The following is a 24567-nucleotide window of genomic DNA, read 5'->3' as shown; positions in this document are numbered from 1 at the left end:
GCGGGACTGGACCCGCCCAGATTCATTTCGCTTTCGGAACGGGGTTCGGTCAATCGCACTACCCAAACCTCGCAGACGGAAGCGAAATCGCAATCACAAAAAGGAGGCTTAATGATCATCACGAATGGAGACGAGTGTAAGGATTTCATCTGTATCACACTTCGAATGAAAACCTTAGCGAAATTCGCAAGAGAGGCTGAAGTCAACTACGACTATCTTTCTAAGAGTTTAAACGGACAACATTCTTACACTGAGATCAGAGAAGCATTCAAAAAATGGAATGTTCCGTTTCGTATGGATCGTCAACCGAGATCCTACAAACGTAAATCAAGGAGAGCCGCATAATGAGAGAAGTTGAATCGACTACAATCGATATAAAAAGAAGTTTATTTCGCGATAATTTGGATCCGATCGTCCTTGCGGACATTGAAGACAAAATGATCGGACAAATCGCCGAATTCGTCAAGGATCAATTTCCCACCTTCGATTGGAGATGGGACGATCATTCCGAGATGTCGGATAAAGCGGTCACCTCGCTTTTCCTAGTTAAGAATGACATCGTTCAGATCTGTGAGAATGATCCGAACAAAATTCAAGAATTAATTAGAATTCTTGAATATATCATAGAGGAGGAATACGGAGAATGATTCAGATTAGACAACGGATCACATTATTGAGAAGAGGAATTCTTCTTTCAAAACTCTACAAAAAGGACGGAAGCAGAAGAAATCATTTTGAGATTATCGAAAGCCTTTTGAGTCGCTCGGCCATCATGGACGCATTCTTGCAAGACAACAGATTGGAAGGAGAATTTTCGGAATGGATAAACGAACAAAAGATTAAGGAGAATTTAGAATATGAAAACTGAAGCCTGCGCCGAATGCAAACAAAACATTTCCCTGTCTCAAACGGATCTCTGTAAAGATTGTTTAAGAGACAAATTCAAAGAATTGATTCCAATGATCGATACGATTCGAACTTTGCATCCTACGTTTTCTCGATTCTCGTCTCCAAAAGAACCGAAGGGCGCCGCATGAATCTTACTAAAAAACAAAAGATTCTTAGATCGATTCGCGTAGCCAAGGATGTCTTCGAAGAGGCTTGGAAAGAAGTTCCCGATCACATGATTCGTAAATTGAAAGCCGAAGAACTGGCGGATTATATGATACGGCACGTTATCCCCGTAATCGAAAGAAGAAGAATTATAAGCGCTTCATACGTTCGGAAGGTTGTTTGTAAAAAGGAGATCGCAATCGCGTAAAAGAAAATGAATTCTATTCAACCGAAAAGATTTATCGTGAACGGTGAAATCGTTCACTACAAAAGATTTTGGCGAAGAGGAAGATCCTTATCGCAACGTTTGGAACAAGTCGTTATCGAATCCAAATTGAATCTTAGGGATATCGCCTTCAAATATTCTTTCGATTCCAACGATCAGCCCGTTGAAACTTCGGGTCCCCTTTACCGGGAACACTTAGCGGAGGTGATCAAGGGTATTCGTAATACTGCGCGTTATGTGATTGCGATCGAAGAATCTTGGAAGCTTCCCATTGAAACGATTCGAAAAATCTATCAAGAAGACAAGGAAAGAGAAAAACAAGGGCAGTCTTTGGATCCGGATTCAATAAGGGAATTTGCAATTTGGTATTCCGGCGTTCTTAATTCTATCTGCGCGCAATAAATAATAAATTAAGAAAGCTTTATATTCCTAACTAAAGTCGCTTCGTAAAAGCGGAATTAAAGAGATCGATAAGCGAATCAAATAAACAAAGAATCACTACGGATCCATTTGGCAAAACTCAAACTGTAAGACGGAAACCGCGAGATTTAAAAAATATCGAACCGATATCGTAAATTCAAAAGGAGAAATGGTTATGAAAGAATCAAAAAAGAAAACGAGTAAAACTAAAAATACCGGAAAGAAAAAAAGTTCTTCCGTAAAAAAAATTCCAACGGCGAAAGTTCTACCGTCTTCAACTAACGGTGTAGCAGTCGAGATGACTTCAAAATAGGAGAATTGTATGTCAAAGCCAAGAAACACAAAAACGCATCTTATAGATTTGCCTGATAACAACTACAAACATCGCGCCGACCTTACGCAAGCAATCCAGTCGCTCGGAGAGATCAAACGAGAAAGAGATCGGATCAAGAGCAAGACCGACGACCAAATCAGCAAGCTTCAATTGAATCTTCAGGATGAGGTCTTACCTTTGGATCTTAAAATCCAGCACATAGCTTCCGGAATCAAATATTTCGTAGATCATAATATGGAAGAGCTCTTTCCTGACCCTGAATACAAAACCTGCAAGTTGACCACGGGAGTTTTAAAACTTAGAAAGATTCCCGCATCGGTAAAAACAAGAGGGAGCTCAAAATTCCTTGAAAGGATTCTTTCTGAAAACGGCCTCCTGAAAAGAATCAATACTTTGATTTCAAAGTTGGGAGGAGTTTATGTCCGCGTAAAATTAGAACTTAATAAAGAACTAATTCTAGCGGAACCTCTCAAAGCGATGAAAAAGATCGGCATTGAATTTAATGAAGAATCCGAACGGCTTTATATAACTCCTAACGAAACCGAGATAGAAATCGAAGCCGTCGAGGATGCCGCATGATGTCGATAGAATCTTACAAGGAAGAAGTGGACTGGAAATCCTTTATCGAATATTCTAAAAGGTTTTCACGATTCACTTACAAAGAAGTTTTAAGTCTGAACGTAAAGATCGACAAACTGAACTTCATTATAGAAATTTCCGAGAGCACTGAGTATGTAAAAATTCTCATAGCACGTTATTTCAAAAATTCGATCTGGAAAATACAACAAGGAGAATACAATGTTATCGACGTTTAAAGCTCAGCTTAAAATTCAATTTGAAGATTTGGAATTTAACGATTTCAGCGATGCCGTTCTAGACGAGTTCGGAATGGTAAACATTGCAACGATGACTCTCTTTGCAAAAAAGAAACTAGGAGTTTCTCAAACAACGATCGAGAAAATCTCGGAAACAAAAAGAAACTCTTCAATTCATTCTTAAATCTTGAAAAGGAGGAACAAGATGAATCAGATCACTTTTAAAAATCTTAGAAACTACAAGTATCAGCTGATGAAGAACTATGATTATCAGACTTCGATACGAGTAAGCTCCCCTCTTCAGATCGGAATCCCGGAGGTCAAAATTTTCGTGGAACTTTCTTCCGATGGTATTCTAAAAATCGAATCCGGTTACGCCTGGGACGGCCCGAGCGGACCCACGTTCGATACAAAAACTTTCATGAGAGGTTCGCTCATTCACGACGCTCTCTATCAGTTGATGCGGGAGGAAAAACTAGATCGCAAGATTTATCGCAAATCGGCCGACGCGATCCTCAAAGAGGTTTGTCTCGAAGACGGAATGAATTTCTTTCGCGCAAATTACGTTTATCAATTTGTCCGCTGGTTCGGAGAATCGTCCGCGAAGCCTAAAGACGAAACAAAAGAATGGGAAGTCGCTCCGTGAAAACATTTGAAATAATGACGTTAGTATTCGGATATACTGTCTTTTGGACGTTCTTCGTTTGGTTTTTTATTGGAGCGTTCGCCGCCTGTCTCTGGTTTTTCTTAATTCTTATCTATAAGGATTCGGAAAAAAAGTAAAGGATCAATAGAGTTCGTTTTGAAATTGGTTTCGATATCGATTTCAAGACGAACTCGATTCTATATTAATATTTTTAAATATTCTATTTTTATTTTTTCAGAATTACCTTGTTTTCATTTGAATTCTATTGGTCACATTCAAGTTTCAGCCCAGTCTTTATTATCGATTCTGAATTTGGGGAATAAGAACCAACATTAGAAAAAAATAAAAAGCCCGCTCTTTCGAAACGGGCTTCCACGAAAGTTTCAATTTGATTCTAAATTCAATCTACAGAAGGAGAAATCATTTTTTCCGGAAGAACCCACTGATCAAACTGCTCACTCGTCAAGAGCCCCAATTCAATTCCGGACTCCTTTAGAGTGCTTCCTTTTTTGTGAGCGTTCTTCGCAATCTTAGCCGCATTGTCGTAACCGATATGAGGATTGAGAGCCGTAACGAGCATCAGGGAATTATTCAAATGTTCGTTGAGTTTTTCTTTGTTCGGTTCGATTCCGCGCGCGCAGTGTTCTTCGAAAGAAACACAAGAATCGGAAAGAAGTCGAATCGAATTCAAAACGTTATGGATAATCAGAGGTTTGAAGACATTTAACTCAAAGTTTCCGGACGCTCCTCCTATGTTGACCGCAACGTCGTTTGCGATTACCTGCGCCGAAACCATCGTCATTTGTTCGGATTGAGTCGGGTTCACTTTTCCAGGCATGATCGAAGAACCCGGCTCGTTTTCAGGAATACTGATCTCACCGATCCCGCAACGAGGACCGGAAGAAAGCCAGCGTACGTCGTTTGCGATTTTCATCAGGGAAGCGGCGATCGTTTTTAACACACCGCTTACTTCAACAAGAGAATCGTGAGCGGCTAACGCTTCAAATTTATTTTCGGCGCTGACAAAAGGAAGTCCGGTTTCTTTTGAAATTTGCGCCGCCGCTTTTACGGCAAACTGAGGATGTGTATTAAGACCGGTTCCAACCGCAGTTCCGCCTAACGCGAGCCTATAAACGGAAGGAAGGACCGCCTTCACCCTTGCAATGTTGTATTCCAATTGCTGAACATATCCGGAAAATTCCTGTCCTAAGGTCAAAGGGGTCGCGTCCTGAAGATGTGTTCTTCCGATTTTTATAATATTCTGAAATTCTTCCGTTTTCTTTTTTAAAGTATCTTTGAGTTGCACAAGTGCGGGAATCAACTTTTGATTCAACTGTTCCGCCGCCGCAATATGCATTGCAGTAGGAAATGTGTCATTGGAAGATTGAGCTTTGTTTACGTCGTCATTCGGGTGAATTGGTTTTTTCGAACCTTTTACGCCGCCTGCAATTTCAATCGCCCGGTTTGAAATGACTTCATTTGAATTCATGTTCGTTTGAGTACCGGATCCGGTTTGCCAAACGGAAAGAGGAAAATGCTCGTCCAACTTACCCGAAATAACTTCATCCGCAGCTTGTATAATGAGATTCTTTTTCTCTTCGGTTAACAATCCGAGCTCTGCGTTTACGATCGCAGCGGATTTTTTTAGAACGCCCAAAGCACGAATCATTTCTCTTGGAAATCGATCGTTCCCGATATGGAAGTGATGAAGGGAACGTTCCGTTTGTGCACCCCAATATTTCGAATCGTCTACAGCGATTTCACCCATTGAATCCGTTTCGATTCTGGTTTTCATGAAGCCTCCGAATGGTTACAAGTTAATTAGAATATTATTTTTCCGAAGAAGATAGAAGGTTCTTAAATAAATTCTAATATGATTTAAAATCAAATAAGAATCGTCATTCTTCTCGAAATCGTCTCAGAGTGTCCGCAAGCGCGGAAAACTCAGGTTTTTTTGCGGAAACATTATCGAGGTAATCCAGAGTGGATTGAATCCAAGTAGGATCCGATTCTAATTCTCTTCGAATAAAAACGTGCCGAACCTGATTCATCGCTCTGATTTCCAGATATCTCCGCTTCTGGTCATAGTAAATGAGGTCGGCCACTTTGTCTTTTCCGAATTCGGGTGAGGCAACTGCGACCACAACTTCGTCGAGCCAAATCAAACCATTGTTTTTACGATCCACGTAATCAATCGCTTTCTGAAGTCGAGCGGGGACTATCATTTCCTTTTCTTTCGGTCCAACGATCACACCCAAAGAAAGTTTCTTTTTAAGTTTAGAAGAATCTTGTGGAGGATTATCAGGATCGGAAACTTTCAGATCTTTTCGAACAAAACCTTTATTCGAAATCTCCCTTTCTTTTGGAGCGACTGAAATTCCAAAAAGGCTCAATATAAATTCGATGATTCTTTCTATGATCGATTTCGAAGCGCGTTCCGAACGGATTCTTTCTTTTTCAGTATCCTCTTCCCATTCTGCGATCGCTTTGCTGAGTCTTATCTGTTCGTCTACGGCGACTTGACCGTCTTTAACGTCCGAAACTTCTCTTAAGAATTCGTAAATTCCTCTTGAATATCCGTTTTGTCTTACAAGATTATGAATCGAAGTTCTTCTCGGACGAATTTCCGTAAAGGCTCGTAAGATCATACTCTTCGCTAAAATTTGCAGACCGATCACGTCGCCGCCCGGACCTTTTCGTTCTTTCTTTAAAAAGTCTTCTCTTGCCCGAATCCGTTCCAATACTTCTTTGAATAATTCGTTACGACTCATTCCCACCGAATTGAGTGCGACCTCGTCGACTTCGAAATTAGAAAGATCAAAGTGAACGGGCTCTTTAGATTCTTTAAAACGAAATAGATTTTCGCCCGTGATAAGATTGATTAGAGATTCTTTTTTTAGATTGGAAAGGGCTCGAATCGTTTGAATCAAAATTTCGTAAGCTTTGATATAATCTCCGCCGCCGACCCAATTCTTTCCGGACATAAACGCAGGATGTTTTTTTAATTCTTGTGCGTATCGTTCGGCCTGTCCATTTCCAGTGAGCTCGATCCAAGACGATTCTTCGGTCGGCAGGATTTGTAGAAGAATTTTGCGGCCAATGACCGTAAACAATTCAAAGATCACTTCTAATTCGGTGGTTCTGCCTTGTTCGTCTTTTTCTTTCGCGTGTCTAAAACTCAAAAGTTCGTCTAAGGAAGGTTGAAAAAGATGAAAGCGGGGATGAAGTTGTAAAAGAGGAGAACGAGATCCTCTTTTTTCGAGAACCGGCAAGACCTCGGGTTCTACTTTTATAATCGAAAGTTGATTTAAAATTTCTCCGGGCTTTTGATCCAACAATTGAAAGATATTACTAAAAAGATCGCCTCTTACTTGCAATCTACTCAAAAGAGATTCAAGTGAAAGAGATTCCAAATTTTGCATGGACTTTTCGAGAAATTTAGAATCCGAAAGATTGATCGGCATTCCCTTATCGTCAACGTTGATATAATTTTGTTGAACCCATACTTCGATTTCAGAATTCTTAGAAACGTTTAAAATAAACTGATCTCTTGCGTGAAGCATTTCTAAAATCGAGGCGACGCTTTGTAAAAGACATCCTCGTTTTACTTTTACGATCTGATCGGCCTTTAAGGAAGCTGGTCGAATGATTACGTTCGTAATCTGAAGTTCTCTGACTTCTTTTTGAAAGTGAAGATACTGATAGGTTTGAATTCCTCTTCTTTCCTCGAGGAATTTAAGATCCTGAAGTTTAAGGTGTTGAAGCTGTTCTATCTTTGTAAGCGCAAATGGAGAATTGTTGAAAAGAAAATAATTCTCAACCCCCTTCTCCACCAAATCGATATCTTTAAAAGCTCCCGGATTAAATTGAAGCATCAGGACTTTGAGTTCCTGATCGGTGATCATATCCTGAGTATCCTCCGTACTGATAGCGGAGGTTTCGGGAGTAGGGACTTGATTTTCAGATTTGGACATAATCCACCGTACCCAATTCAGGGTATATTGTTAAGAGACTTTAGAAATTCGTAAAAGTCTCGTATCTTTATAAATATCGGATTTCGAAAGTGAGAAAAAAAATCAGCTCCGAATTATTCCTTCCAGAAATCCGAGATATTTTTCTCTTCCTGGATACGGAATCCGAGCGGATCCACTGGCAACCGCCGCCTCTGCGACGGCCGGAGCTACGTGAAACAGAACTCGTTTATCGAAAGGTTTCGGAATCAAGTATTCCGGACCAAACTGAAATTTCACTCCGCCATAAGCCTGACTTACTGCGTCCGGAACTTCCAAACGAGCAAGTTCCGCGAGAGAACGAGCGGCAGCCAGTTTCATTTCGAGAGTGATGTGGCGGGCCCTGACATCCAAAGCGCCACGGAAGATAAAAGGAAAACCTAATACGTTGTTCACCTGATTCGGATTATCGCTTCTTCCGGTTCCCATGATTAGATCGGAACGAACAGCTTTGGCGACCTGATATGGAATTTCCGGATCCGGATTTGCTAATGCGAAAATCACAGGGTCTTTAGCCATCGAACGAACCATGTCGGCGTCGACCATATCTTGAACTGAAACTCCAACAAAGATATCCGCGCCTTTCATAATGTCTTTGAGAGTTGTAGAATCCGTCTTTTGAACATATCTTCTCTTCGACTCGTTGAGATCGGTACGATTGTGATGGATCACACCTTTCGTATCGACTATAAAGATTTGTTCTTTTTTGATTCCGATATGTTGAATGAGTTCAGCGATTGCAATTCCCGCAGCTCCGGCTCCGCAGATAACGACTTTAACGTCTCCGGCTTTTTTACCGGTGATTTCAAAAGAATTGAGAAGACCGGCAACGGTAATAATCGCGGTTCCGTGTTGATCGTCGTGAAACACGGGGATGTTCATTTTTTTGATGAGTTCTTCTTCTATGTAGAAACTTTCGGGAGCTTTGATGTCTTCCAGATTGATTCCACCAAAAGTCGGTTCGAGAAGTTTCACGGCGTTGATAAATTCGTCGGGATCCTTTGTGTTGACTTCGATATCAAACACGTCTATGCCCGCAAATTTTTTAAAGAGAACCGCTTTGCCTTCCATCACGGGTTTACCGGCAAGGGCTCCGATATCGCCGAGACCGAGAACCGCGGTTCCATTTGTGATGATACCGACTAAATTTCCTCTGTTTGTGTATTCATAAACGAGATCCGGCGTCTCTTTGATTTCCAAACAAGGATAAGCGACACCGGGAGAATACGCGAGGGAAAGATCATAAGAATCCAGAGTTGGTTTCGTTGGAACCACTTCTATTTTTCCCTTAGGATGAAGCGAGTGATACTGTAGTGATTTTTCCCTCATACGATATTTCCCATATTTTTGAATTCAGACCGTGAGACCATAACATTTCATTTGCCAACGCAGAACTTACTAAAGATTCTCCCTAAAATTTCTTCGGTGTCCACTCGGCCGTTTACTTCTCCGATTTCGGAGAGAGCGTAATCGATTTCTTTGATATAAATTTCCGCAGGAGCGCCCTCCGCGATCAGATGTAACGTGTTGTTTAGACAACGAACGATGGTTTCAAAATGATATCTCTGTCTTTCTTCCAAGAGGACATAATCTTCGGAATGACCCAGACTTCCCGCCCTTTCTTTGATCGCGCTCAGAAGAATGGAGATACCATCCTTTGTCTTGCATGAAATTTCGCAAAGAGTGACGTCTTCTATACTCTCGAAAAGATTCGGATCCCAGGAAGAATCACGGATGTCGATCTTGTTCGCGACAAGAATCGAACCCTGAAGACGAATCCGATTCTTTTCGATAAATTCTTTCCAATCTTCTTTTTTTGAAGTATCTACCAAGACGAGTCGTATGTCTGCGGATTGAAATTCTTTCTCGCTTCTTTCGATTCCGAGTTTTTCGATCGTGTCTTCGGTCTCACGAACACCGGCAGTGTCGACGAGTCGAACTGGAATGCCTTCGAGTAAAATTTCTTCACTGATATAATCTCTGGTGGTTCCCGGAATTTCGGAAATGATGGAACGATCCTTTCCTAAGATCAAATTCATCAGACTCGATTTGCCCGTATTCGGTTCCCCATAGAGAACGATTCTAAGTTGTTGAATCAATTTTTCTGCGGAATCCGATTTCTGAATCACGGCCTGGCACAAGGTTCTGACTTTTTCGATTCTTGCTTTTCTTTCTTCCAAGGATTCGTATGTAAGATCTTCGGTTGAAAAATCGATCTCTGCCTCGCACTCCGCTTTGAGAGAAATGAGCTGGCTTCTCAGGTTGGAAGTAAAACGAGAGACTTCGCCAAAAACATTTTTTTGAGCGAGCTCGAGTTCAAAACGGGAACGAGCCGAGATCAAACGACCGATCGCTTCCGCTTCGGTCAGATCTAATTTTTCATTTAAGAATGCTCTGCGAGAAAATTCTCCCTGTTTCGCAGGACGGGCGCCGGCCCTGAAGATGGCGTCTAACGCTTCTCTTAACAAAATCGGATTACCGTGAAAATGAAATTCGCAGAGATCCTCTCCGGTATAAGAATTGGGAGCTTTGAAGTAAAAAAATAAAATCTGATCTACTTTTCTATCTCCAACTTGGAACACGCATTGAATCGCAACTCGAGGTTGGATTTTATCAGGAGATAGAAAATTATTTTTAGAAAAAAGAAATGAGGAAGAAATCGTAAGGGCTCCCGGCCCGGAGATTCGGATGATACCGATGGCTCCGGATCCGGAAGCAGTTGATATAGCTGCTATCGTATCATTCAAAGTTCGCTTCTTCGAGAAGGTCGTTGTTAGGACCTTTCTCAGCAACGTCTTTGTATTTGTGTTTGTCTTTCATAGGAATGATTCTTACTTTTTTGTAAGTTCCGTTCCCTTCGGATCTCGTGAATACTTTCTCGTTTTCTTGAAGAGCCATGTGAATGATTCTTCTTTCAAAAGGATTCATTGGTTCTAAAAGTTTGGATTTACCGGTTTTTGCAACGGTTGCCGCTACGGATTTTCCAAGACGAACCAAAGATAATTCTCTTTTGTCCCTGTAGGATTCGATATCCAGAACGATTTTTCTTCCGTGTCTGATTTTAGAATCCACCATCAAGTTGAAGATGAACTGAAGAGCGTCTAACGTAGCTCCTCTTTTTCCAATCACCAAACCGGATTCTTTGCTTGCGATTTCAACGTAGATTTTTCCATCCACGTCGCCCATTCCTACCACTTCGGCTTCGATTCCCATTTTTTTAAGAACGGTGAGAACGACCCCGTGAATGATTTTCTCCGCGGGAAGATCCCGAGAAGTAACGTAAGCCCGGACTACTGCCGGCTTTTTTTGTGAGATTCCGAAAAAGCCGCCTTTTCCGGAATCAACGGTTTCAAAACGAACCTCGTCCGAATTCAGTCGGAGGGTTTTGAGAGTGTAATCTTCGGCTTCGGACTTCGATTTGGCCTCTGCTTCAAAGATGTAATTTTCCATGTGTTTATCCTCGATAATGAGTTCGTTGCGAGATCAGGCTTTTGCCTTTTTCTTTTCCTCGGTCTTTTTCAAGTGATTGGTAATCCACTGCTGAGCGATGGAAAGAATGTTTTGGAAAGTCCAGTAAAGAGTAACACCGGAAGGCATGTTCCAGAAGATGTATAACATCATCACGGGCATTACATACATTAGCATTTTCTGATTCGGATCCATAGAAACTGAAGTCATTCTTGTTTGGAAGATCTGAGTTCCAACCATCAGAAGTGCGAGAAGATTTAAACCGAGTCCGGTTTGTGTAAAATATGGAATCGCAGGAGAAGTCCAAATTACGTCCGGTTCGCTAAGGTCTTTTACCCATAAGAACGGAGAATTCCAGAGATCAATTGTATCAGAGAAAGCGGTATAAAGCGCGATAAAAATCGGAATTTGAATCACCATCGGAAGACAACCCCCGACCGGATTGACGTTGTTCTTCTTATAGAGCTCCATCGTTTTTTGCTGACGCAGTTTAGGATCGTTCGCAAACTTCTCGTTGATCGTCTTGAGCTGAGGACTGAGTTCCTGCATCTTCTTCATACTATCCGCTTGTTTCTGATTGAGTGGATAGAAAACGAGTTTGAAAAGAATCGCAAAGATGATGATGCTCCAACCGTAGTTAGGAACCGTGAACTGATAGATTTTTTTCAAAACCCAGATGATTCCGTTTCTGAAAGGGGTAGTCATCCCTTGGTTGAAAGATTTATTTAAGTCGGCGCTTAGGCCCGCAAAAGGACTGTTCTTAGCTTGGTTCGGATCGAGTTCGGGATTTCTAAAAACCATTCCTTCACTTTCACGAACACCCACATAGGTCCCGAAATCCAGATTGTAAGTTTCACCGGGAGTTAAGGAAATATTATCATACAATAATACGGCACCGGTTTCATTTTTCGTTCTGTTGTCTAAAACGACACCCTGTGGTTTATGATCGAGAGGATCCGCAACTGCGATAAAGTATCTAGAACCGGTCCCTGCAAAATCAACGCCCGATTCGGCGTTTGTTTTTACGCTGAAGCTTTCGTCGGCTCCGGAATTACCGGTAAAGAAATTTCCAACCGAAGACCAGAATCCGAGAGAAGAACTTCCGTCCAACGAATCGTTAAAAGATCCGCCGATATGATAAAAACGAAAGAAGTTTGCGGTGTCTCTGTCATTGAGGGCTCTGTCTTTTGGAAGAGGACCAAGACTTCCGAAGGTTCTCAGATACTGAGTATTTTTCTGAGAAGCAAAGGAAAGTTTTTCTCTCGTTAAGTTTACGATGGAAAGAGAGATTTTGAAATAATTTTCTCCCGGATAAAAACGATAGTGTTTCTTGAGTTGAAAGGTTTTGTCCGGAGAGACAGCGCTAAAAACCACGGAAGAATTTGCTTTATCTTCTTCTAATGCAAATTGAATTTCGTTCCAATCGGATTCAGGAAGTTGATTTAAAGAATTTACAAAGTTAAAATCAAAACCTTTTTCTCTGGAAAGTTCAACCGCCTGATAGGATTTCCCATCCACAACGACCGTCTCTGGATTCTTACGAGCAACTTGCATAAAATCGCCGTTAGGTCCTACGTAGTCTTTTACGTAGAATTTAGAAATTCTTCCACCCAAGGAACTGAATTCAATAATATAAGAATCAGTAACGATGTTAGTTTTCTTTACATCGGAAGGAGCAACCTTAACTTCCTTTACGGGAGCGGTGATCTGGGCTTCTTTCGTTTTTTCGGTTTGAGTTTTATTTTCTTTTTTGTTATCCGAAGGTTTGTCCGAATTCGCCTCTTTTGTTTCAGGCGCCTTTTTGGGAGGAGCGGAAGGGAAGAAAAAATAATTCACTCCCATCCAAATTCCCATACTTAGAATCAGAGCTAAAAATAATCTACTTTGTCTATCTTCCATCATTTCGTCCTTTTAATGTTAGGTGGTAAGGGATCTTCGAATCCCCGAGAGAGAGGGTTGCATCTCAAAATTCTCCAAGTACTCAGCTGCAATGCGCGGAAAAATCCGTATTCTTGAAATGCTTGTGCTGCATATTCGGAACAAGTTGGAGTAAATCGACAGGCTGGAGGGAGTAATGGAGAGATTAGCCGTTTGTATAGCTGAATCAGTTTGATTGCAAGTTGGTTCATCAGATTCTGTTGATCAGAGAGACCAGAATCTTAACCAGCTCCCCGTGGTTTAGATCCAAAATTTCTTTTTTGGCTAATACTGCGATATCAAAGCCTTTTAGAAAATTCTTCTCTTCCTCGTGTATGACCGACCTTAGTTTCCTTTTGATCCGATTTCTTTGAACCGCCGTTTTTACTGTACGTTCTGGACAGTACAAAAAGCGATTCTTAGATAAGGAATTAGGAATATAAACAAGAACGATCGGGAAGCGGGAGACTCTTTTTCCAGCCTTAAAAAGAGATTGTATCTCCTTCCTGGATTTTAATGTCTCTTCGATGGCTTAGTTCTTAGAATTTTTTACCGAGTTTTTCGTCGGAAACAGTGAGCTTATGTCTGCCCTTTTTTCTTCTACGGGAAAGAACTTTTCTTCCACCGGAAGTAGCCATTCTCGTGCGAAATCCGTGTGTTCTCGCTCTTTTTACTCGGCTGGGCTGGTAATTTCTTTTCATACTTATCCCTGATTGGCGTTAATGATTGCGTATATCTCTTCTATTTAGAAGAATCCAATGCTCTTTCTAACAGGAGCATTCTGAAAAAGGTCTAAGTCAACCATTTCACATTCAAATCTGATGCGAATTTGTCTGTATCGGGATTTCTTATATTCTTAGGAATTTCAGGGATACGACCCTGAGGAAGGCCCGAACGACCGGAGGAGAATTGTCAGAATCAATCCTCTGTCCTAAAATAAGAAAACCCGGCAACGTCCTACTCTCCCATGCAGCGAACCACACAGTACCATCAGCGATGAGAGGCTTAACTTCCGTGTTCGGGATGGGAACGGGTGTGGCCCTCTCTCTATAGTCACCGGGAATCTTGTGGTCAGAGTCGCGTACCGGTTTGTGCGGTCAATCTAAAATTGATAAAAAAGATGAAAATTATTTTGAATTCTTACTAGTCTTTAGGTTCTAAGAATTTTTAAATCGAAAACTTCGATCTCGTTCCTCTCTTCTATAGAGGATCGATTTCCATCGATGAATATACGTTTTCGAAAAGATGGAATTCTCCCTTTCAAAATGCAAAGCGATGGAAAATCCGAATTGGCTGGAAGCTTCTCCCGTTAAAATCGCACTTGCGCTTAAGGCGCCCAAGTTCGGAATTCCGGACGAGGATCCATAAAATAGATACGTTCTCCCTTGGTTTGCACCCGCAGGATATCCGTAAGCGCCGATCGCAGAATCCGAACAACCATCTCCATTCGCGTCTACGAAACTCAAATAAATTCCGAATTGGTCTCCGGCTGTTTCTCCGGTGAATGTCGTATTAGCAAAACCGCCACTCAGAAGATTTTGACTGACGATGCCTGAAGAACCCGAAGAGAGAAAAAGAAATGAGTTCCCTTGTCCGACTCCGTAGGCGCCGATGAGTGCGTCAGAAAAACCGTCTCCATTTGCGTCTCCTAAGGAAACGGAAATTCCAAAAAAGCTCGCAGCCGCTTGACCGGTTAAGATTGTATTCGCAATTCCGGAAGTAGATAAATCCTGACTGGAGATTCCAAAATTACCGCTCGAATGAAAAACGTAGGCACGTCCTTGGTTTGAAGAATAAGATCGTGCGCCGATCAGAGCGTCCTGAAAACCGTCAGCATTGACATCGCCCAAAGAAACCGAAATTCCAAACTGACTAGAAACCTCTCCGATGAGGAGAGTATTCGTTATTCCACCGGAAGATAAGTTCTGACTTGAAATCCCGTTGCTTCCAGTGGAATGAAACAAGTAAGAACGAGAAAGCCCGTCCGCGCCGACTAAGATATCCGAGTAACCGTCTCCGTTGACATCTCCGGCAACAACTGAAATTCCAAATCTTCCATTCGTTGTCGTCCCGATCAGTGTCGCATTCGCCGTCCCGAATCCTCCGCTTGGAATTCCAGAAACCCCGGAAGAATGAAATATATCTACTCTTCCGGTGGAAGTTGTAAAGCCGTAAGATCCTGCGACAACGTCTTCAAAGCCGTCTCCGTTCACGTCCCCCGTGGCAATGGCTCCTCCAAAAAATACGGTGGAGCCTGCGGCAAGAGTCGTATTCGGAGAAGCGTTGTTTGGAATTCCGTCTCCCCCTAAAGAATGATAGATAAAAATGGAATCCGTTCCGGAGTTCGGAGCTCCGACCACAGCATCGGCATAACCGTCTCCGTTGACATCTCCCAAAGCAACCGCCCAACCGAATTGACCGGCGGGAACTCCCACAATACTCGTGTTAGCCGAAGTGGCCGCCTGCGAAGCGATTCCTTGTATTCCTCCGTGAAAAATATATACTTTTCCAGTCCCCGCGCTAAACTGATTCGCACCGACGATCACGTCGGAAAAACCGTCTCCGTTGACGTCGTGATTGTTTCCCTTTCGAATCTGAATCGAATGTTGATAGGAAAAAGGTCCCGAACGAACCGTAACCTGATGCAAAGAATTCTGTTTCCAAGCATAGACACCTCTCGGTAAAGGAAAAGACCAAGTATTTCCGACCACCGAAGCGCCTTGAAAAAAACCACCGTCTAACGACACTTCTACGCTCAATGCAAAAGGCGCCGTATTTCCCGTCAAAAAGCCGGAATGAATCACCCCCGAATTTCTTACGTTGCGAATCGAAGGCGCCACACAATTTGAAGTCTGGCCCAGAAAACATTGGACAATTAAATTTTCGTAATATGGACTCGAACTAACATCGCCCGGATTTAAGCTTCGAATTCTTTCGCATCCGATGAGAAAACAAAGACACAAAACAAAACTGAGATTTTTTTTGGGAAAGTTGATAAGAATAGAATCTATAACTTCAGAAATAGACTTGGAATTTGTAAACTTCTTCCCTAATGGGAAATTGAAACTGGAATACAGGAAACCTTTCACGTGTTTCAAATTAGGCGAGAAAGGTCATTCGAGTCAATTCTAATTCTTATGGAAAGAATTAGATAAAAACCTATTCTCAGAGTTTAAGAATGCAGTTGGAAAAATTTTATTTCTTTTTTCGACTTGGCAGGTATTTATAATATTCTACTTCAATCGTATTGATTAAAAATGTATAATACTTCACGATCTTTTTATCGTATTTTTTCTTTTGGGCTTCGTTACGTAAGAACTCGGAAATCTGATCCCGAATCAAGGGTGCCTTTAGATCGTTGTGATTGAGAATAATAGAACCGGGCATTCCATGAGGAACGATATCGTCCGGAATGAGAATCGTCGCGGAATTTTGTAACAGCGCATATTCGATAGTGGACGCAACTTTTTCGTCGTCCTTCTCTCCCTTGAGGTGAGCCACGCTGTTTCGAATGTTATCCAAATTCTCATAAATCTTTTTCCGCAAAGAACGAGAATCGTGAATCTTGTCGGTGATTTTTGTAAAGCGGCTTGGAAAAACAAATCTCTCCGCGCCTTTCGCTATGAGACTTACCTTTTTCTCTTTTGGAGTTTCACCTTTTGTATAGGTGTGTTCTTCTTCCGAATTATCGTCTCCGGAATAAAAACCGTCAGACGAAGAAGAAGTAGCGGATCCGTATTCTCCCTTAAAACCGGATCCAAGCGAAGCGGAACCGCCCCCTGATCCGAGAATATCGGATTTGTCCTTATCTCGAAAATAAAACGCCAACATCAGACCTAAGAACAAGCTGACTGGAATTCCTACGAACAAGATTCCCGTAGTTTTAAAGTGAACGGATGCGATTAAGAATAGAATCATACTCGCGACAAAACCCAACATCCCCATCGGAAGATTGAACTTCTTAGCAAATTCTTGAGAACGTTGTTTTTCGGCTTCGATTTGTTCGAGAGCTTGAATTCCTTGCTGTAGTTTGACGATACTATCAGCTTTCAATTTAGCATTCAAACCCGGATGTTTTGGATTACTGAGAATCGCGTTGATCTCTCTCGCGATATCCAAATCTTTTTGATACGAAGGATTGCTCGTTGCCATTCCGCTTAACTTGTGTAAGACGGCGGCCATATAACCGGGATCAACGGCGTAAACTTCGGAAGTCTGATCGGGTTTTTCGATTACTTTCATTCCGAATTGGGCGCCGATGTCTTTTTTTAATTCTTCGACCAAAGCAGGATAACGCGTTTCGTCCACCAACCCGGAAGACTTCAATTTTTGTTCCGGTGAAAATCGATAGAGTGTCTGGTCTTGTAAGGTTGTTTCCGCGATCTTATTAAGAATTCTTGTTTTTAGAGATTTAAAAACATTCTCTTCTTTTCTTTGAACCAACTTATCTTTTTCTTCCATGAGTCTGGAAAGAATTTGGATCGAAGCCCTGCAAGTTTCAGAAACCTTTTTTCCAAGTTCATCCGTCTCGCGATCAAAAGGATAATCGTTGATAAGCGCAATCAGAGCCTTGACCTTTTCGCTGTTTTGCTTTCTTCCGGGTTCAACGAGTTGAATGTGAGTTTGTTCAAATTCCGCGATTTTAGTTTTGTATAAACTATATCCGGCTCTTTCGCTCAGTTCCTTAAGATAAGGAATCGCAAACTTTTCAAGAGCGTCCGCCTGACAACGATAATGCGCGATGACTTCGGGTTGATTTACGTAAGAACCGTCCGGATTGAGTTGAAGATCGTCCAGAATGATATGATAATCCGGAAGAATTTTCATCACATAATTCTTCTTAAGTGAATACGTGAGGAAGTCCCGTAAAAAATCCATCATCGGAATATAACTATAAGGTTGAAATCCCCTCTTTAACAAAGTGGAGAATTCCGCCTCGATCGAAGCGAGCTTTGGAAATAACCAAATTTTTCCAGCTTTGTTTTTATGAAGTAAAAAAGCGCCCGGACTGTCTTCGTCCGGAAGTTTCGGTTTTTTTGCTCGATTCTGAAGAATCAGATCGATCATCTCTTCAGAAAATTCGAAACAAGCGACTCGAAACGGAGTTACGTCCGTTTTCGTTTCTTTCTGCGGACTCGCGATTGCGATACGGGCCAAGACCTTGGCTCCATTGCGAACAAGAAATGGATAGATATATGCGGATTTGTTTTTTCCTTTTTTCTCATAATCCACCAATTGTCGAAGAGCGAGATCGATACTTTGAGGAGATTTCGACTGCTCGCTTAAATTTCTATATTTATTAAGAAGCTCGGAAAGCTTGTCTAACGTAAGTAAATAGGATGGGTGAATCCCTTTGGAACCGTGTTTTTCGGTTTTTTTATGCCAATCTCTCAGCTCGTCTAAGATACAACGAGACGTGGCCGAAAGACCGACAGCTCCCTCGTTTAAAAAGATATAGTCCGGCATAAGAGACTGGACTTCCATCGGCTTACTCGCCGCCAGTTCCTCAAAGCTTATGTCCTGTTCCGTGCTTTCCATTTTTCCTAACTATATAACAAGGTAATTTCGATAAATTGAATCTTTCTAAGTATCCAGTCTTCCATTCCGAATTGCAGGACGAAACCTTTTTATTTGGAGAATCTTTCCAATACTCGACCGATTCTTATAATTCCTTCTTCGATCTCTTTCTCTTCTCTCACAAAACTCAATCGGAAACATTCTTCCCGATGAGACCAACTCGGATCCGCTCCCGGGAAAAAAGTTTTTCCAGGAACGATGATTACGCCTTCTTCTTTTAGAATCGGATATAACTCTGAAACCGTAAGTTTTAAATTCTTCACCCAGATCCAAAGAAAAAAAGCTCCTTCGCTCTGATGAATCCTATAATCCAGATTTGAACTCCAATTTTGGAGAATCGCCTCTCTTGCAAACTCGGACTTTCTCTTATAATAAGGTAGAATAACGTTCTTACATAAATATTTCCATTTTCCGGAACGAAAAAGTTCCAGTGCGATGTATTGACCCGGACTTGCGCTCGTCAAATTGATAACCGAATTGGCTTTGTGTATAAGTTCGATCGTTTCAGGATCTCCCAAAACAAATCCGGTTCGAACTCCGGGAAGCCCTAATTTGGAAAGACTGAATCCCTGAATCATCCCGGGTTTGTGAAGGAAAGAACTCTTTTCAAATACCACGCCGGGAAACGGATATCCGTAGGCGTTATCGACTAACAAAGGAATGTCGGCCTCCTTTGCTTTTGAGATTAAGAATTCCAGCTCCGCATCCGTGATCACGTTTCCGGTCGGGTTCGTCGGCCGAGAAACACAAATACAACCGGCTTGTTCTTTCCAATCGGAAACCGCGTCAAAATTTTCCTTGTCGATATAATACTTATAATAAAAAGAATCGATCTCTTGAATCTTAGGCTGAAACGATAAAAAAGAATCCGCCTCCAAAGTCTGATCCGTATAACCGATGTATTCTGGAAGAATCGGAAAAAGAATTTTTTTACTTCTTTCGTTTTCAAATTTGCCGGAAAAAAAATTCAATAGAAGATAGAATGCATTCTGACTTCCATTGGTGATCGCAATTTGATTTTCGTCTATACGAGTTCCGGATTCTTCCGATAAAATGGAAGCCACATATTCTCGCAGTTCTTGAATTCCCGCAGGAGATTCGTAGCTTCCGAGAATTCTATTCAAACTTGCGGATTCGATTTGTTTCGATACGATCTCTTTCCAAACCTCTGCGACTTCCGGAATCAACGCGGGATTTCCTCCTCCCAACATACAAGCGCCGGGAGGCGGACTGCCCAAATCTTCCATAAGCTGTCCGATTCCGGTCTGCTTTTTAAATTTTTGCGCAAATTGAGAATATTGCATACCGTACCAAATTTCTTCCGAACTCTATAGCAGGAAACAGAATCTAATCGGAAAGAGAAATTTTGTAGATTCTTTTTACAAAGAATCGGATCCTCTTCCCATTCCTTTTATAGCGGCGAGAATCTTCTAAGAGGTCCTCGCAGAATTTACGATTACTAACACAGATAAAATCATTTTACGGGAACCAGAAATATACATGGCAATAAATCAAAACAGACTCAAATCCAAGGAAATTTTAGACCTCGGTGAATTCTTAAAACAAATCCCTTGGAACGAAGAATGGACTCGATTGGGAAAACCTTTGGACTTCCTCTGGGAATTTGAATTGGATATCGACGTAGAATCTCTTTGGCCTTGGCTCATCGATACCTCTTCGTTTAACAAAAGAATCGGCATTCCCGAAATGAAATACGTGGAAAAAGAAGGCAAGTTGTTCGGCAGTTCTAGGAACGCTGGAATTCGAATGGAATGGGAAGAAGTTCCCTGGGAATGGGAATATTGCAAAGGACTAAACAACGCAAGAATCTACAGCAAAGGTTTGGCGAAGTATGTAAGAACCCGATACATTATAGAAAAACTTTCCGAGAATAGAACAAAACTCATCGTTTACTTTGGTTGGATTCCGAGAGGAATCATAGCTAAGTGGGTCTTTCAGATCGGAATGAAACAACTTTTTAAAGATTATCAAAAAGGGCTTTTGGGAGTTCTCGAGGATATTGAAACCAAAAAAAGAAACGATTCGATTCTCAGTTTTAATCATACGCTGAAAGAATCGGAACCGATCGCAGAAAGCCTAAAACTCAAACAAATCAGAAACAATTTAGTTCGAGAAGGAATCGATGAAACTTTGATCGATCGAGTGATTCATTATATTCTTTCGGAAGACGAAAACGAACTCTATCGAATTCGAATTAAAAAGTTGGCTTTGGATTGGAAGGTTCCTTTGGAAAGCCTTCTCCTTCTTTTTTTACACGGTTGTAGACAAGGTCTTTTTACTCTTTCTTGGGATGTGATCTGCCCGCATTGTAGAGGGGTAAGATCCGAACTCAACAACTTAGGAGACGTTCCTTCTCAAGATTCCTGCGAGGTTTGTGGAATCGATTTTGAATCTTCAAAACTCAATACGATCGAAATTACTTTTCACATACACCCGTCCATACGAGAAGTTCAAAAAAGATATTTCTGCGCCGCCGAACCCGCGACAAAGGCTCATATTCGTTTTCAGAAAACGATTGCACCCGGAGCTGAATACATTACAAATTTATTATTAAATGACGGAATCTTTCGTCTTCGAATCGCCGGAGAAAAAAAATACAACCTCTTGGAAATACAACCTTCTTCAAGCGAAACGATCCGATGGACCGCTGATCAATCGGAACAAGAACTCACTGCAAAACCGAAACCTACGGTACAAATCTATAACAGCGAACTTTCGCCTAGGACATTCGTGATCGAGGAGAAAAAAGAAGACGCTTATAGTTTGCGACCTGCGGAGTTGTTTAACTTCCAAGAATTTAGAGATCTTTTCACAGAACAAGCGCTCGCCTCCGATCTTCAACTCGACATCGGAGTACAGACGATTCTTTTTACGGACATCGTAGGCTCTACGAGATTCTATATTTCAGAAGGGGACACAGGCGCATTTAAAGAAGTAAGAGAACACTTCGTACAAGTGTTCCGAATCATCAAAGCAAACAAAGGCGCCGTTGTAAAAACCATCGGAGACGCGGTAATGGCTTCTTTTTCAAGTCCGTTGGATTCTTTATTGGCGTCAGTTGAATTGCAGAAAGTATTTCAAATCTCTCCTGAAAATCGAATTCAAATTCGAATCAGCGTTCATACCGGTCCTTGTCTGGCGGTGAATCTAAACAGCAATATCGACTATTTTGGAAACACGGTAAACTATGCTTCTAAACTTCAAGGGATCACAGACTCGGGTGAAATTGTTTTTTCGGACGCAATCTTTCGAGACAGCGAGATTCGAAATTATCTGAGAGAAAGCGGTTTGAAAGTAAGAAAGGTTCCTTTTCAACTGCCGTGGTCGAAGGAAGAGGAGACAGCTTACAAGTTAGTCTACGGTCTCAAATGAATTTACAAGGAAGCCCTTTTATTGGGCTTCCTTTTCAAGTTGATCAAAAAGTTGTAAAAAAAGATTGGATTCCTGCGCGCCGGAGACCGCGTATTTTTCGTTAAAGACAAAAAATGGAACTCCGGAAACTCCCAATTGTCTTCCTCTCAATTCTTCATCTTGAACTTCTTTCAAAAGAGATTCGTTTTCTCTTACATAGTTTAAGTCTTCTTCGTCCAAACCTGCCTGTTTCAAACTTTCCAGGACCACAGCGTCGTCCGAGAGATTCTTACCTTCAGCAAAGAAATTTTTGAAAAAGATTTCAGCGAGAGCCGACGCCTTTCCTTTGTCCTTCGCCCTTCGAATGAGAGCGTGTAATAAGAATGTGTTCGGCTGATGACCTTGTTGTTCCGTAGAAAAAGGAAGACCTTCCGCAAGAGCGATGTCCGCGACTCTTTGAACCATCATCTGGACACGATCCAAAGAACCGAACTTACGACTCATATGAAGAACTCTATCTTCCCCTTCAGGTGCGAGATCCGGATTGAGTTGAAACGCTTTCCATTCTATCTCAATCTTATCATCTGGGTGAGACTTTTTACGAAGCTCGATCGCGTCTTCTAACCTTTTTTTTCCGATATAACACCAAGGACAAACTACGTCCGAATAAATTGAAATTTTAGTTTCCAATTTCGATCTCCTGAACTCCTCAAAAGGAGAGAATCTAATTCAATCACCGCGATCATCCTGTAAGAATGTTTTAAACCTTATTCTTCTTTCATTACAAGAATCGAATATTCTACAATATCAGACTGCTGAAAATTCTTATGGTTTATACATAAAGTGTTTAAATTCATCTTTTAGAAAAGGATTCTAAGTCAAGGAATGAAGTGAATTTTACATTTTAGGAAAAATAAAAACAACTTTGAAAGGAACAGACCAAAGGCGATCGTTTCTTAACCGATAAAACCAAATTATATAAATGCGATGGAGACGGCGGGGTTCGAACCCGCGTCCTATTGCGCCCCAGACTAGCCTCTACGTGTGTAGTCTATGTATAAAGTTGTCGGATTGAGTTTAACCCACAGACAGGACTCTCTTTCCTATTCAGCTCAAATACGATCTCTCTCAGGAACCGAAAACCAAAAGAGACGCCTCCCGAAAAGTGTCAGAACGTTTGGCCCTCAGGAGAAAGAACCAAGGTTCCGTAGCAGAGATTAAGCTGCTAGGGCTAATTCGTTATTAGCGGTTATTGTTTGAAGGTTTTGAGAGGAGCCTACAACCTCTACACGCCACATAGTCCCTGACAACAACAGTCGAAACCAATTTCGTCCCCGAGTTATCTTCTATTAGACTGTCAGAATTTAAAAACTTGGAGGGGGTCGCAAGTTTTTTATTAAAAGAAGAGTTTTATAACAAAGAAGGGGAACATCGGATTAAAAAAGGAGAAAAAAGAAGATTTCATCTGTTAATCATGTAATCAATTCACTTAAAGGGGTGCAAGTACTATGGATCAAATCAAGGATAAGATTTCCTCGTTCGGGGCTTTTCTTTCATTCGCGGGAATCGTTTCCGGAGCTTTGAGTTTTTTTAACTATAACTTAAAGATTCTTATGTGGATCGACAACTGGGGAGTCGCAACCGGTTGGGCAATTCGTGCGGGTTTGGTAGCCGTCGGCGTAATTTTTTATTTTGTAGGAAAGATAGGAAGAGACTCCGCAACCGCTTAATGAAAATCAAAGGGCTACCAAAACAAAAACGGTGGCCCTCTTAAATTTTAAAAATAATAAATCAAAGAAATCTTAGATTCCGATTCCCCCACCTCCGGTCTAAAACGACTTCCGAATTTTATATCAAAGGAACCGCTCTCCTTAGAAGCGCTTTCTTTCCTCTTCCTAGTCATCGAAATCGCTTGAGTAACGGAAAAATCTAAAATCAAAACGGATAACAAACCCGTAGCGGCCCTTTCCCTTCCTTCCCTAATTTTTTCCGGAGTTGTATATCCGCCTGAGATCGGATCTTTCACCAAGGAAGCGTTTTCATAAGAAAGTACTAAACCGATAAATTTCGGATTCTGAGCGGAGACATTCGGATCGAGATTGAGATAGGCTAAGGTCAAGTTTACGGGATCCTCGTAGAAATGAACGGTCGGTTTCGAATACACCGAGATCAAATGAATGAGATAGAACTCCGTGAGAGAAAACAAAGCGCCTAAGGAAGGATATCCTAAAAGATAGAGATTAGACCATCCCGGAATCAGACTCGGAAGCGCCTCTCGGATCGATCGTTTCGCAATATCTAAATTACTCAGAGCCGACTGGCGTTTATCCGAATTTGTTTTCGAATCTTTTGATAAATCATTTTCAGTCGTTGAGTTTTCGTTTTCCGGCGTCAAAGAATTCTTAGATGAATTTGTCCACTGAACCGGAATCGACTTAATGGATTTAATCGAGTTAATCGGTATATTTATAATGGAACCGACTTCGGATTCGATTGTAACCGCGGATTTTCCTAAGACGGTCTTTACATTTTTATATTCGATTCCGTTTCTTAAAATGACAGTATCAGCCTGCAGACTTCTTGAAAAAACGACAAGGAGAAGTAGAATACAAAGTAAAAAGAGGGAAGAGGTAATTTTACCTTTTATACGATATAAGAAGAATAATTTCGATTGGTTTCGCATAATTTTTTTAAATCCGCCGATACGAAATCGAACTTATATAAAGTTT

26 protein-coding genes, 1 rRNA gene and 1 other RNA gene are annotated in these 24567 nt (G+C 41.4%); 12 read left to right on the top strand and 16 right to left on the bottom strand.

Annotation, left to right across the window (positions count from 1 at the left end):
- The first annotated feature begins 111 nt into the window (after positions 1 to 111).
- From A0128_RS00890 to A0128_RS00845, 10 genes are all read left to right on the top strand, one after another.
- Entirely contained in the window at positions 112 to 345 is a 234-nt protein-coding gene (locus A0128_RS00890; RefSeq protein WP_069605808.1) for a hypothetical protein, read from the top strand.
- The gene (locus A0128_RS00885) at positions 345 to 647 is read left to right on the top strand and encodes an LIC13344 family protein (RefSeq protein WP_069605807.1); all 303 of its coding nucleotides are present in this window, start codon (positions 345 to 347) and stop codon (positions 645 to 647) included. Before A0128_RS00890 ends, A0128_RS00885 begins: the two co-directional genes overlap by 1 nt.
- Positions 644 to 868, top strand: a complete 225-nt coding sequence (locus tag A0128_RS00880; protein ID WP_069605806.1) for a hypothetical protein — start codon at positions 644 to 646, stop codon at positions 866 to 868. The genes A0128_RS00885 and A0128_RS00880 overlap by 4 nt, the downstream gene beginning before the upstream one ends.
- Complete coding sequence (locus tag A0128_RS00875; protein WP_069605805.1) at positions 858 to 1037, top strand: hypothetical protein; 180 nt, start codon at positions 858 to 860, stop codon at positions 1035 to 1037. The genes A0128_RS00880 and A0128_RS00875 overlap by 11 nt, the downstream gene beginning before the upstream one ends.
- Entirely contained in the window at positions 1034 to 1261 is a 228-nt protein-coding gene (locus A0128_RS00870) for a hypothetical protein (RefSeq protein WP_069605804.1), read from the top strand. The genes A0128_RS00875 and A0128_RS00870 overlap by 4 nt, the downstream gene beginning before the upstream one ends.
- 6 nt (positions 1262 to 1267) lie before the next feature.
- Positions 1268 to 1681: a hypothetical protein gene (locus A0128_RS00865; protein WP_069605803.1), complete on the top strand. Its 414-nt coding sequence runs from the start codon at positions 1268 to 1270 to the stop codon at positions 1679 to 1681.
- A 340-nt stretch (positions 1682 to 2021) separates the two neighbouring features.
- Complete coding sequence (locus A0128_RS00860) at positions 2022 to 2612, top strand: host-nuclease inhibitor Gam family protein (RefSeq protein ID WP_069605802.1); 591 nt, start codon at positions 2022 to 2024, stop codon at positions 2610 to 2612.
- Positions 2609 to 2848, top strand: coding sequence for a hypothetical protein (locus A0128_RS00855; RefSeq protein WP_156781743.1), 240 nt, complete (start codon positions 2609 to 2611; stop codon positions 2846 to 2848). The genes A0128_RS00860 and A0128_RS00855 overlap by 4 nt, the downstream gene beginning before the upstream one ends.
- The gene (locus A0128_RS00850) at positions 2832 to 3032 is read left to right on the top strand and encodes a hypothetical protein (protein WP_069605800.1); all 201 of its coding nucleotides are present in this window, start codon (positions 2832 to 2834) and stop codon (positions 3030 to 3032) included. Before A0128_RS00855 ends, A0128_RS00850 begins: the two co-directional genes overlap by 17 nt.
- 21 nt (positions 3033 to 3053) lie before the next feature.
- Entirely contained in the window at positions 3054 to 3494 is a 441-nt protein-coding gene (locus tag A0128_RS00845) for a hypothetical protein (protein ID WP_069605799.1), read from the top strand.
- 400 nt (positions 3495 to 3894) lie between these two features.
- Here the strand turns inward: A0128_RS00845 and fumC are convergent, their stop codons facing one another.
- The 13 genes from fumC to A0128_RS00785 all read right to left on the bottom strand — a co-directional run bounded on the left by fumC (position 3895) and on the right by A0128_RS00785 (position 19770).
- Positions 3895 to 5289: a class II fumarate hydratase gene (gene fumC, locus A0128_RS00840; protein ID WP_069605798.1), complete on the bottom strand. Its 1395-nt coding sequence runs from the start codon at positions 5287 to 5289 to the stop codon at positions 3895 to 3897.
- Positions 5290 to 5392: 103 nt separating this feature from the next.
- Positions 5393 to 7468 carry a hypothetical protein gene (locus A0128_RS00835; protein WP_069605797.1) on the bottom strand — a complete coding sequence of 692 codons (2076 nt, stop codon included), beginning with the start codon at positions 7466 to 7468 and terminating at the stop codon, positions 5393 to 5395.
- Between the two features lie 102 nt (positions 7469 to 7570).
- Positions 7571 to 8833: a malic enzyme-like NAD(P)-binding protein gene (locus A0128_RS00830; protein ID WP_069605796.1), complete on the bottom strand. Its 1263-nt coding sequence runs from the start codon at positions 8831 to 8833 to the stop codon at positions 7571 to 7573.
- A 47-nt stretch (positions 8834 to 8880) separates the two neighbouring features.
- A complete protein-coding gene (gene mnmE / locus A0128_RS00825; RefSeq protein ID WP_069605795.1) occupies positions 8881 to 10251 on the bottom strand; it encodes a tRNA uridine-5-carboxymethylaminomethyl(34) synthesis GTPase MnmE in 1371 nt (456 codons plus the stop codon).
- Positions 10244 to 10954: an RNA-binding cell elongation regulator Jag/EloR gene (jag, locus tag A0128_RS00820; RefSeq protein ID WP_069605794.1), complete on the bottom strand. Its 711-nt coding sequence runs from the start codon at positions 10952 to 10954 to the stop codon at positions 10244 to 10246. The genes mnmE and jag overlap by 8 nt, the downstream gene beginning before the upstream one ends.
- Before the next feature lie 33 nt (positions 10955 to 10987).
- Positions 10988 to 12871, bottom strand: coding sequence for a membrane protein insertase YidC (gene yidC, locus A0128_RS00815; RefSeq protein ID WP_069605793.1), 1884 nt, complete (start codon positions 12869 to 12871; stop codon positions 10988 to 10990).
- Entirely contained in the window at positions 12871 to 13101 is a 231-nt protein-coding gene (gene yidD / locus A0128_RS21700; RefSeq protein ID WP_083244018.1) for a membrane protein insertion efficiency factor YidD, read from the bottom strand. The genes yidC and yidD overlap by 1 nt, the downstream gene beginning before the upstream one ends.
- A complete protein-coding gene (gene rnpA, locus A0128_RS21695) occupies positions 13101 to 13388 on the bottom strand; it encodes a ribonuclease P protein component (RefSeq protein ID WP_245667219.1) in 288 nt (95 codons plus the stop codon). The genes yidD and rnpA overlap by 1 nt, the downstream gene beginning before the upstream one ends.
- Before the next feature lie 40 nt (positions 13389 to 13428).
- Positions 13429 to 13590, bottom strand: coding sequence for a 50S ribosomal protein L34 (gene rpmH, locus A0128_RS00805; RefSeq protein ID WP_069605792.1), 162 nt, complete (start codon positions 13588 to 13590; stop codon positions 13429 to 13431).
- 243 nt (positions 13591 to 13833) lie between these two features.
- Positions 13834 to 13950: ribosomal RNA gene (gene rrf / locus A0128_RS00800) — 5S ribosomal RNA — on the bottom strand.
- A gap of 96 nt (positions 13951 to 14046) precedes the next feature.
- Positions 14047 to 15729, bottom strand: a complete 1683-nt coding sequence (locus tag A0128_RS00795) for an FG-GAP repeat domain-containing protein (RefSeq protein WP_162274083.1) — start codon at positions 15727 to 15729, stop codon at positions 14047 to 14049.
- A 355-nt stretch (positions 15730 to 16084) separates the two neighbouring features.
- Positions 16085 to 18427, bottom strand: coding sequence for a hypothetical protein (locus A0128_RS00790; RefSeq protein ID WP_069605790.1), 2343 nt, complete (start codon positions 18425 to 18427; stop codon positions 16085 to 16087).
- An 89-nt stretch (positions 18428 to 18516) separates the two neighbouring features.
- A complete protein-coding gene (locus A0128_RS00785; protein ID WP_069605789.1) occupies positions 18517 to 19770 on the bottom strand; it encodes a valine--pyruvate transaminase in 1254 nt (417 codons plus the stop codon).
- A gap of 196 nt (positions 19771 to 19966) precedes the next feature.
- On the opposite strand from A0128_RS00785, the gene A0128_RS00780 reads away from it, so the two are divergent.
- On the top strand, positions 19967 to 21859 hold the full coding sequence (locus tag A0128_RS00780) for an adenylate/guanylate cyclase domain-containing protein (RefSeq protein WP_069605788.1): 1893 nt from the start codon (positions 19967 to 19969) through the stop codon (positions 21857 to 21859).
- 18 nt (positions 21860 to 21877) lie between these two features.
- Here the strand turns inward: A0128_RS00780 and A0128_RS00775 are convergent, their stop codons facing one another.
- Together A0128_RS00775 and ssrA are read right to left on the bottom strand one after the other, a co-directional pair.
- Entirely contained in the window at positions 21878 to 22528 is a 651-nt protein-coding gene (locus A0128_RS00775) for a DsbA family oxidoreductase (RefSeq protein ID WP_069605787.1), read from the bottom strand.
- A 295-nt stretch (positions 22529 to 22823) separates the two neighbouring features.
- Positions 22824 to 23174, bottom strand: a transfer-messenger RNA (tmRNA) gene (ssrA, locus tag A0128_RS00770).
- 172 nt (positions 23175 to 23346) lie between these two features.
- On the opposite strand from ssrA, the gene A0128_RS00765 reads away from it, so the two are divergent.
- Positions 23347 to 23568, top strand: coding sequence for a hypothetical protein (locus A0128_RS00765; RefSeq protein WP_069605786.1), 222 nt, complete (start codon positions 23347 to 23349; stop codon positions 23566 to 23568).
- Between the two features lie 47 nt (positions 23569 to 23615).
- Here the strand turns inward: A0128_RS00765 and A0128_RS00760 are convergent, their stop codons facing one another.
- Positions 23616 to 24521, bottom strand: a complete 906-nt coding sequence (locus A0128_RS00760; protein ID WP_069605785.1) for a hypothetical protein — start codon at positions 24519 to 24521, stop codon at positions 23616 to 23618.
- Positions 24522 to 24567 lie beyond the last annotated feature (46 nt).

Source organism: Leptospira tipperaryensis, from assembly GCF_001729245.1.
GTDB lineage: Bacteria > Spirochaetota > Leptospiria > Leptospirales > Leptospiraceae > Leptospira > Leptospira tipperaryensis.
This window is presented reverse-complemented; position numbering and strand designations above follow the sequence as displayed.

Coding starts and splice junctions, on each gene's coding strand:
- A0128_RS00870 (WP_069605804.1), top strand. CDS start 1,034: ATGAATCTTACTAAAAAACAAAAGATTCTTAGATCGATTCGCGTAGCC.
- jag (WP_069605794.1), bottom strand. CDS start 10,954: ATGGAAAATTACATCTTTGAAGCAGAGGCCAAATCGAAGTCCGAAGCC.
- A0128_RS00885 (WP_069605807.1), top strand. CDS start 345: ATGAGAGAAGTTGAATCGACTACAATCGATATAAAAAGAAGTTTATTT.
- A0128_RS00850 (WP_069605800.1), top strand. CDS start 2,832: ATGTTATCGACGTTTAAAGCTCAGCTTAAAATTCAATTTGAAGATTTG.
- A0128_RS00835 (WP_069605797.1), bottom strand. CDS start 7,468: ATGTCCAAATCTGAAAATCAAGTCCCTACTCCCGAAACCTCCGCTATC.
- rpmH (WP_069605792.1), bottom strand. CDS start 13,590: ATGAAAAGAAATTACCAGCCCAGCCGAGTAAAAAGAGCGAGAACACAC.
- A0128_RS00865 (WP_069605803.1), top strand. CDS start 1,268: ATGAATTCTATTCAACCGAAAAGATTTATCGTGAACGGTGAAATCGTT.
- A0128_RS00760 (WP_069605785.1), bottom strand. CDS start 24,521: ATGCGAAACCAATCGAAATTATTCTTCTTATATCGTATAAAAGGTAAA.
- yidD (WP_083244018.1), bottom strand. CDS start 13,101: ATGAACCAACTTGCAATCAAACTGATTCAGCTATACAAACGGCTAATC.
- A0128_RS00830 (WP_069605796.1), bottom strand. CDS start 8,833: ATGAGGGAAAAATCACTACAGTATCACTCGCTTCATCCTAAGGGAAAA.
- A0128_RS00785 (WP_069605789.1), bottom strand. CDS start 19,770: ATGCAATATTCTCAATTTGCGCAAAAATTTAAAAAGCAGACCGGAATC.
- yidC (WP_069605793.1), bottom strand. CDS start 12,871: ATGGAAGATAGACAAAGTAGATTATTTTTAGCTCTGATTCTAAGTATG.
- A0128_RS00860 (WP_069605802.1), top strand. CDS start 2,022: ATGTCAAAGCCAAGAAACACAAAAACGCATCTTATAGATTTGCCTGAT.
- A0128_RS00855 (WP_156781743.1), top strand. CDS start 2,609: ATGATGTCGATAGAATCTTACAAGGAAGAAGTGGACTGGAAATCCTTT.
- A0128_RS00765 (WP_069605786.1), top strand. CDS start 23,347: ATGGATCAAATCAAGGATAAGATTTCCTCGTTCGGGGCTTTTCTTTCA.
- fumC (WP_069605798.1), bottom strand. CDS start 5,289: ATGAAAACCAGAATCGAAACGGATTCAATGGGTGAAATCGCTGTAGAC.
- A0128_RS00875 (WP_069605805.1), top strand. CDS start 858: ATGAAAACTGAAGCCTGCGCCGAATGCAAACAAAACATTTCCCTGTCT.
- A0128_RS00845 (WP_069605799.1), top strand. CDS start 3,054: ATGAATCAGATCACTTTTAAAAATCTTAGAAACTACAAGTATCAGCTG.
- A0128_RS00890 (WP_069605808.1), top strand. CDS start 112: ATGATCATCACGAATGGAGACGAGTGTAAGGATTTCATCTGTATCACA.
- A0128_RS00880 (WP_069605806.1), top strand. CDS start 644: ATGATTCAGATTAGACAACGGATCACATTATTGAGAAGAGGAATTCTT.
- A0128_RS00790 (WP_069605790.1), bottom strand. CDS start 18,427: ATGGAAAGCACGGAACAGGACATAAGCTTTGAGGAACTGGCGGCGAGT.
- A0128_RS00780 (WP_069605788.1), top strand. CDS start 19,967: ATGGCAATAAATCAAAACAGACTCAAATCCAAGGAAATTTTAGACCTC.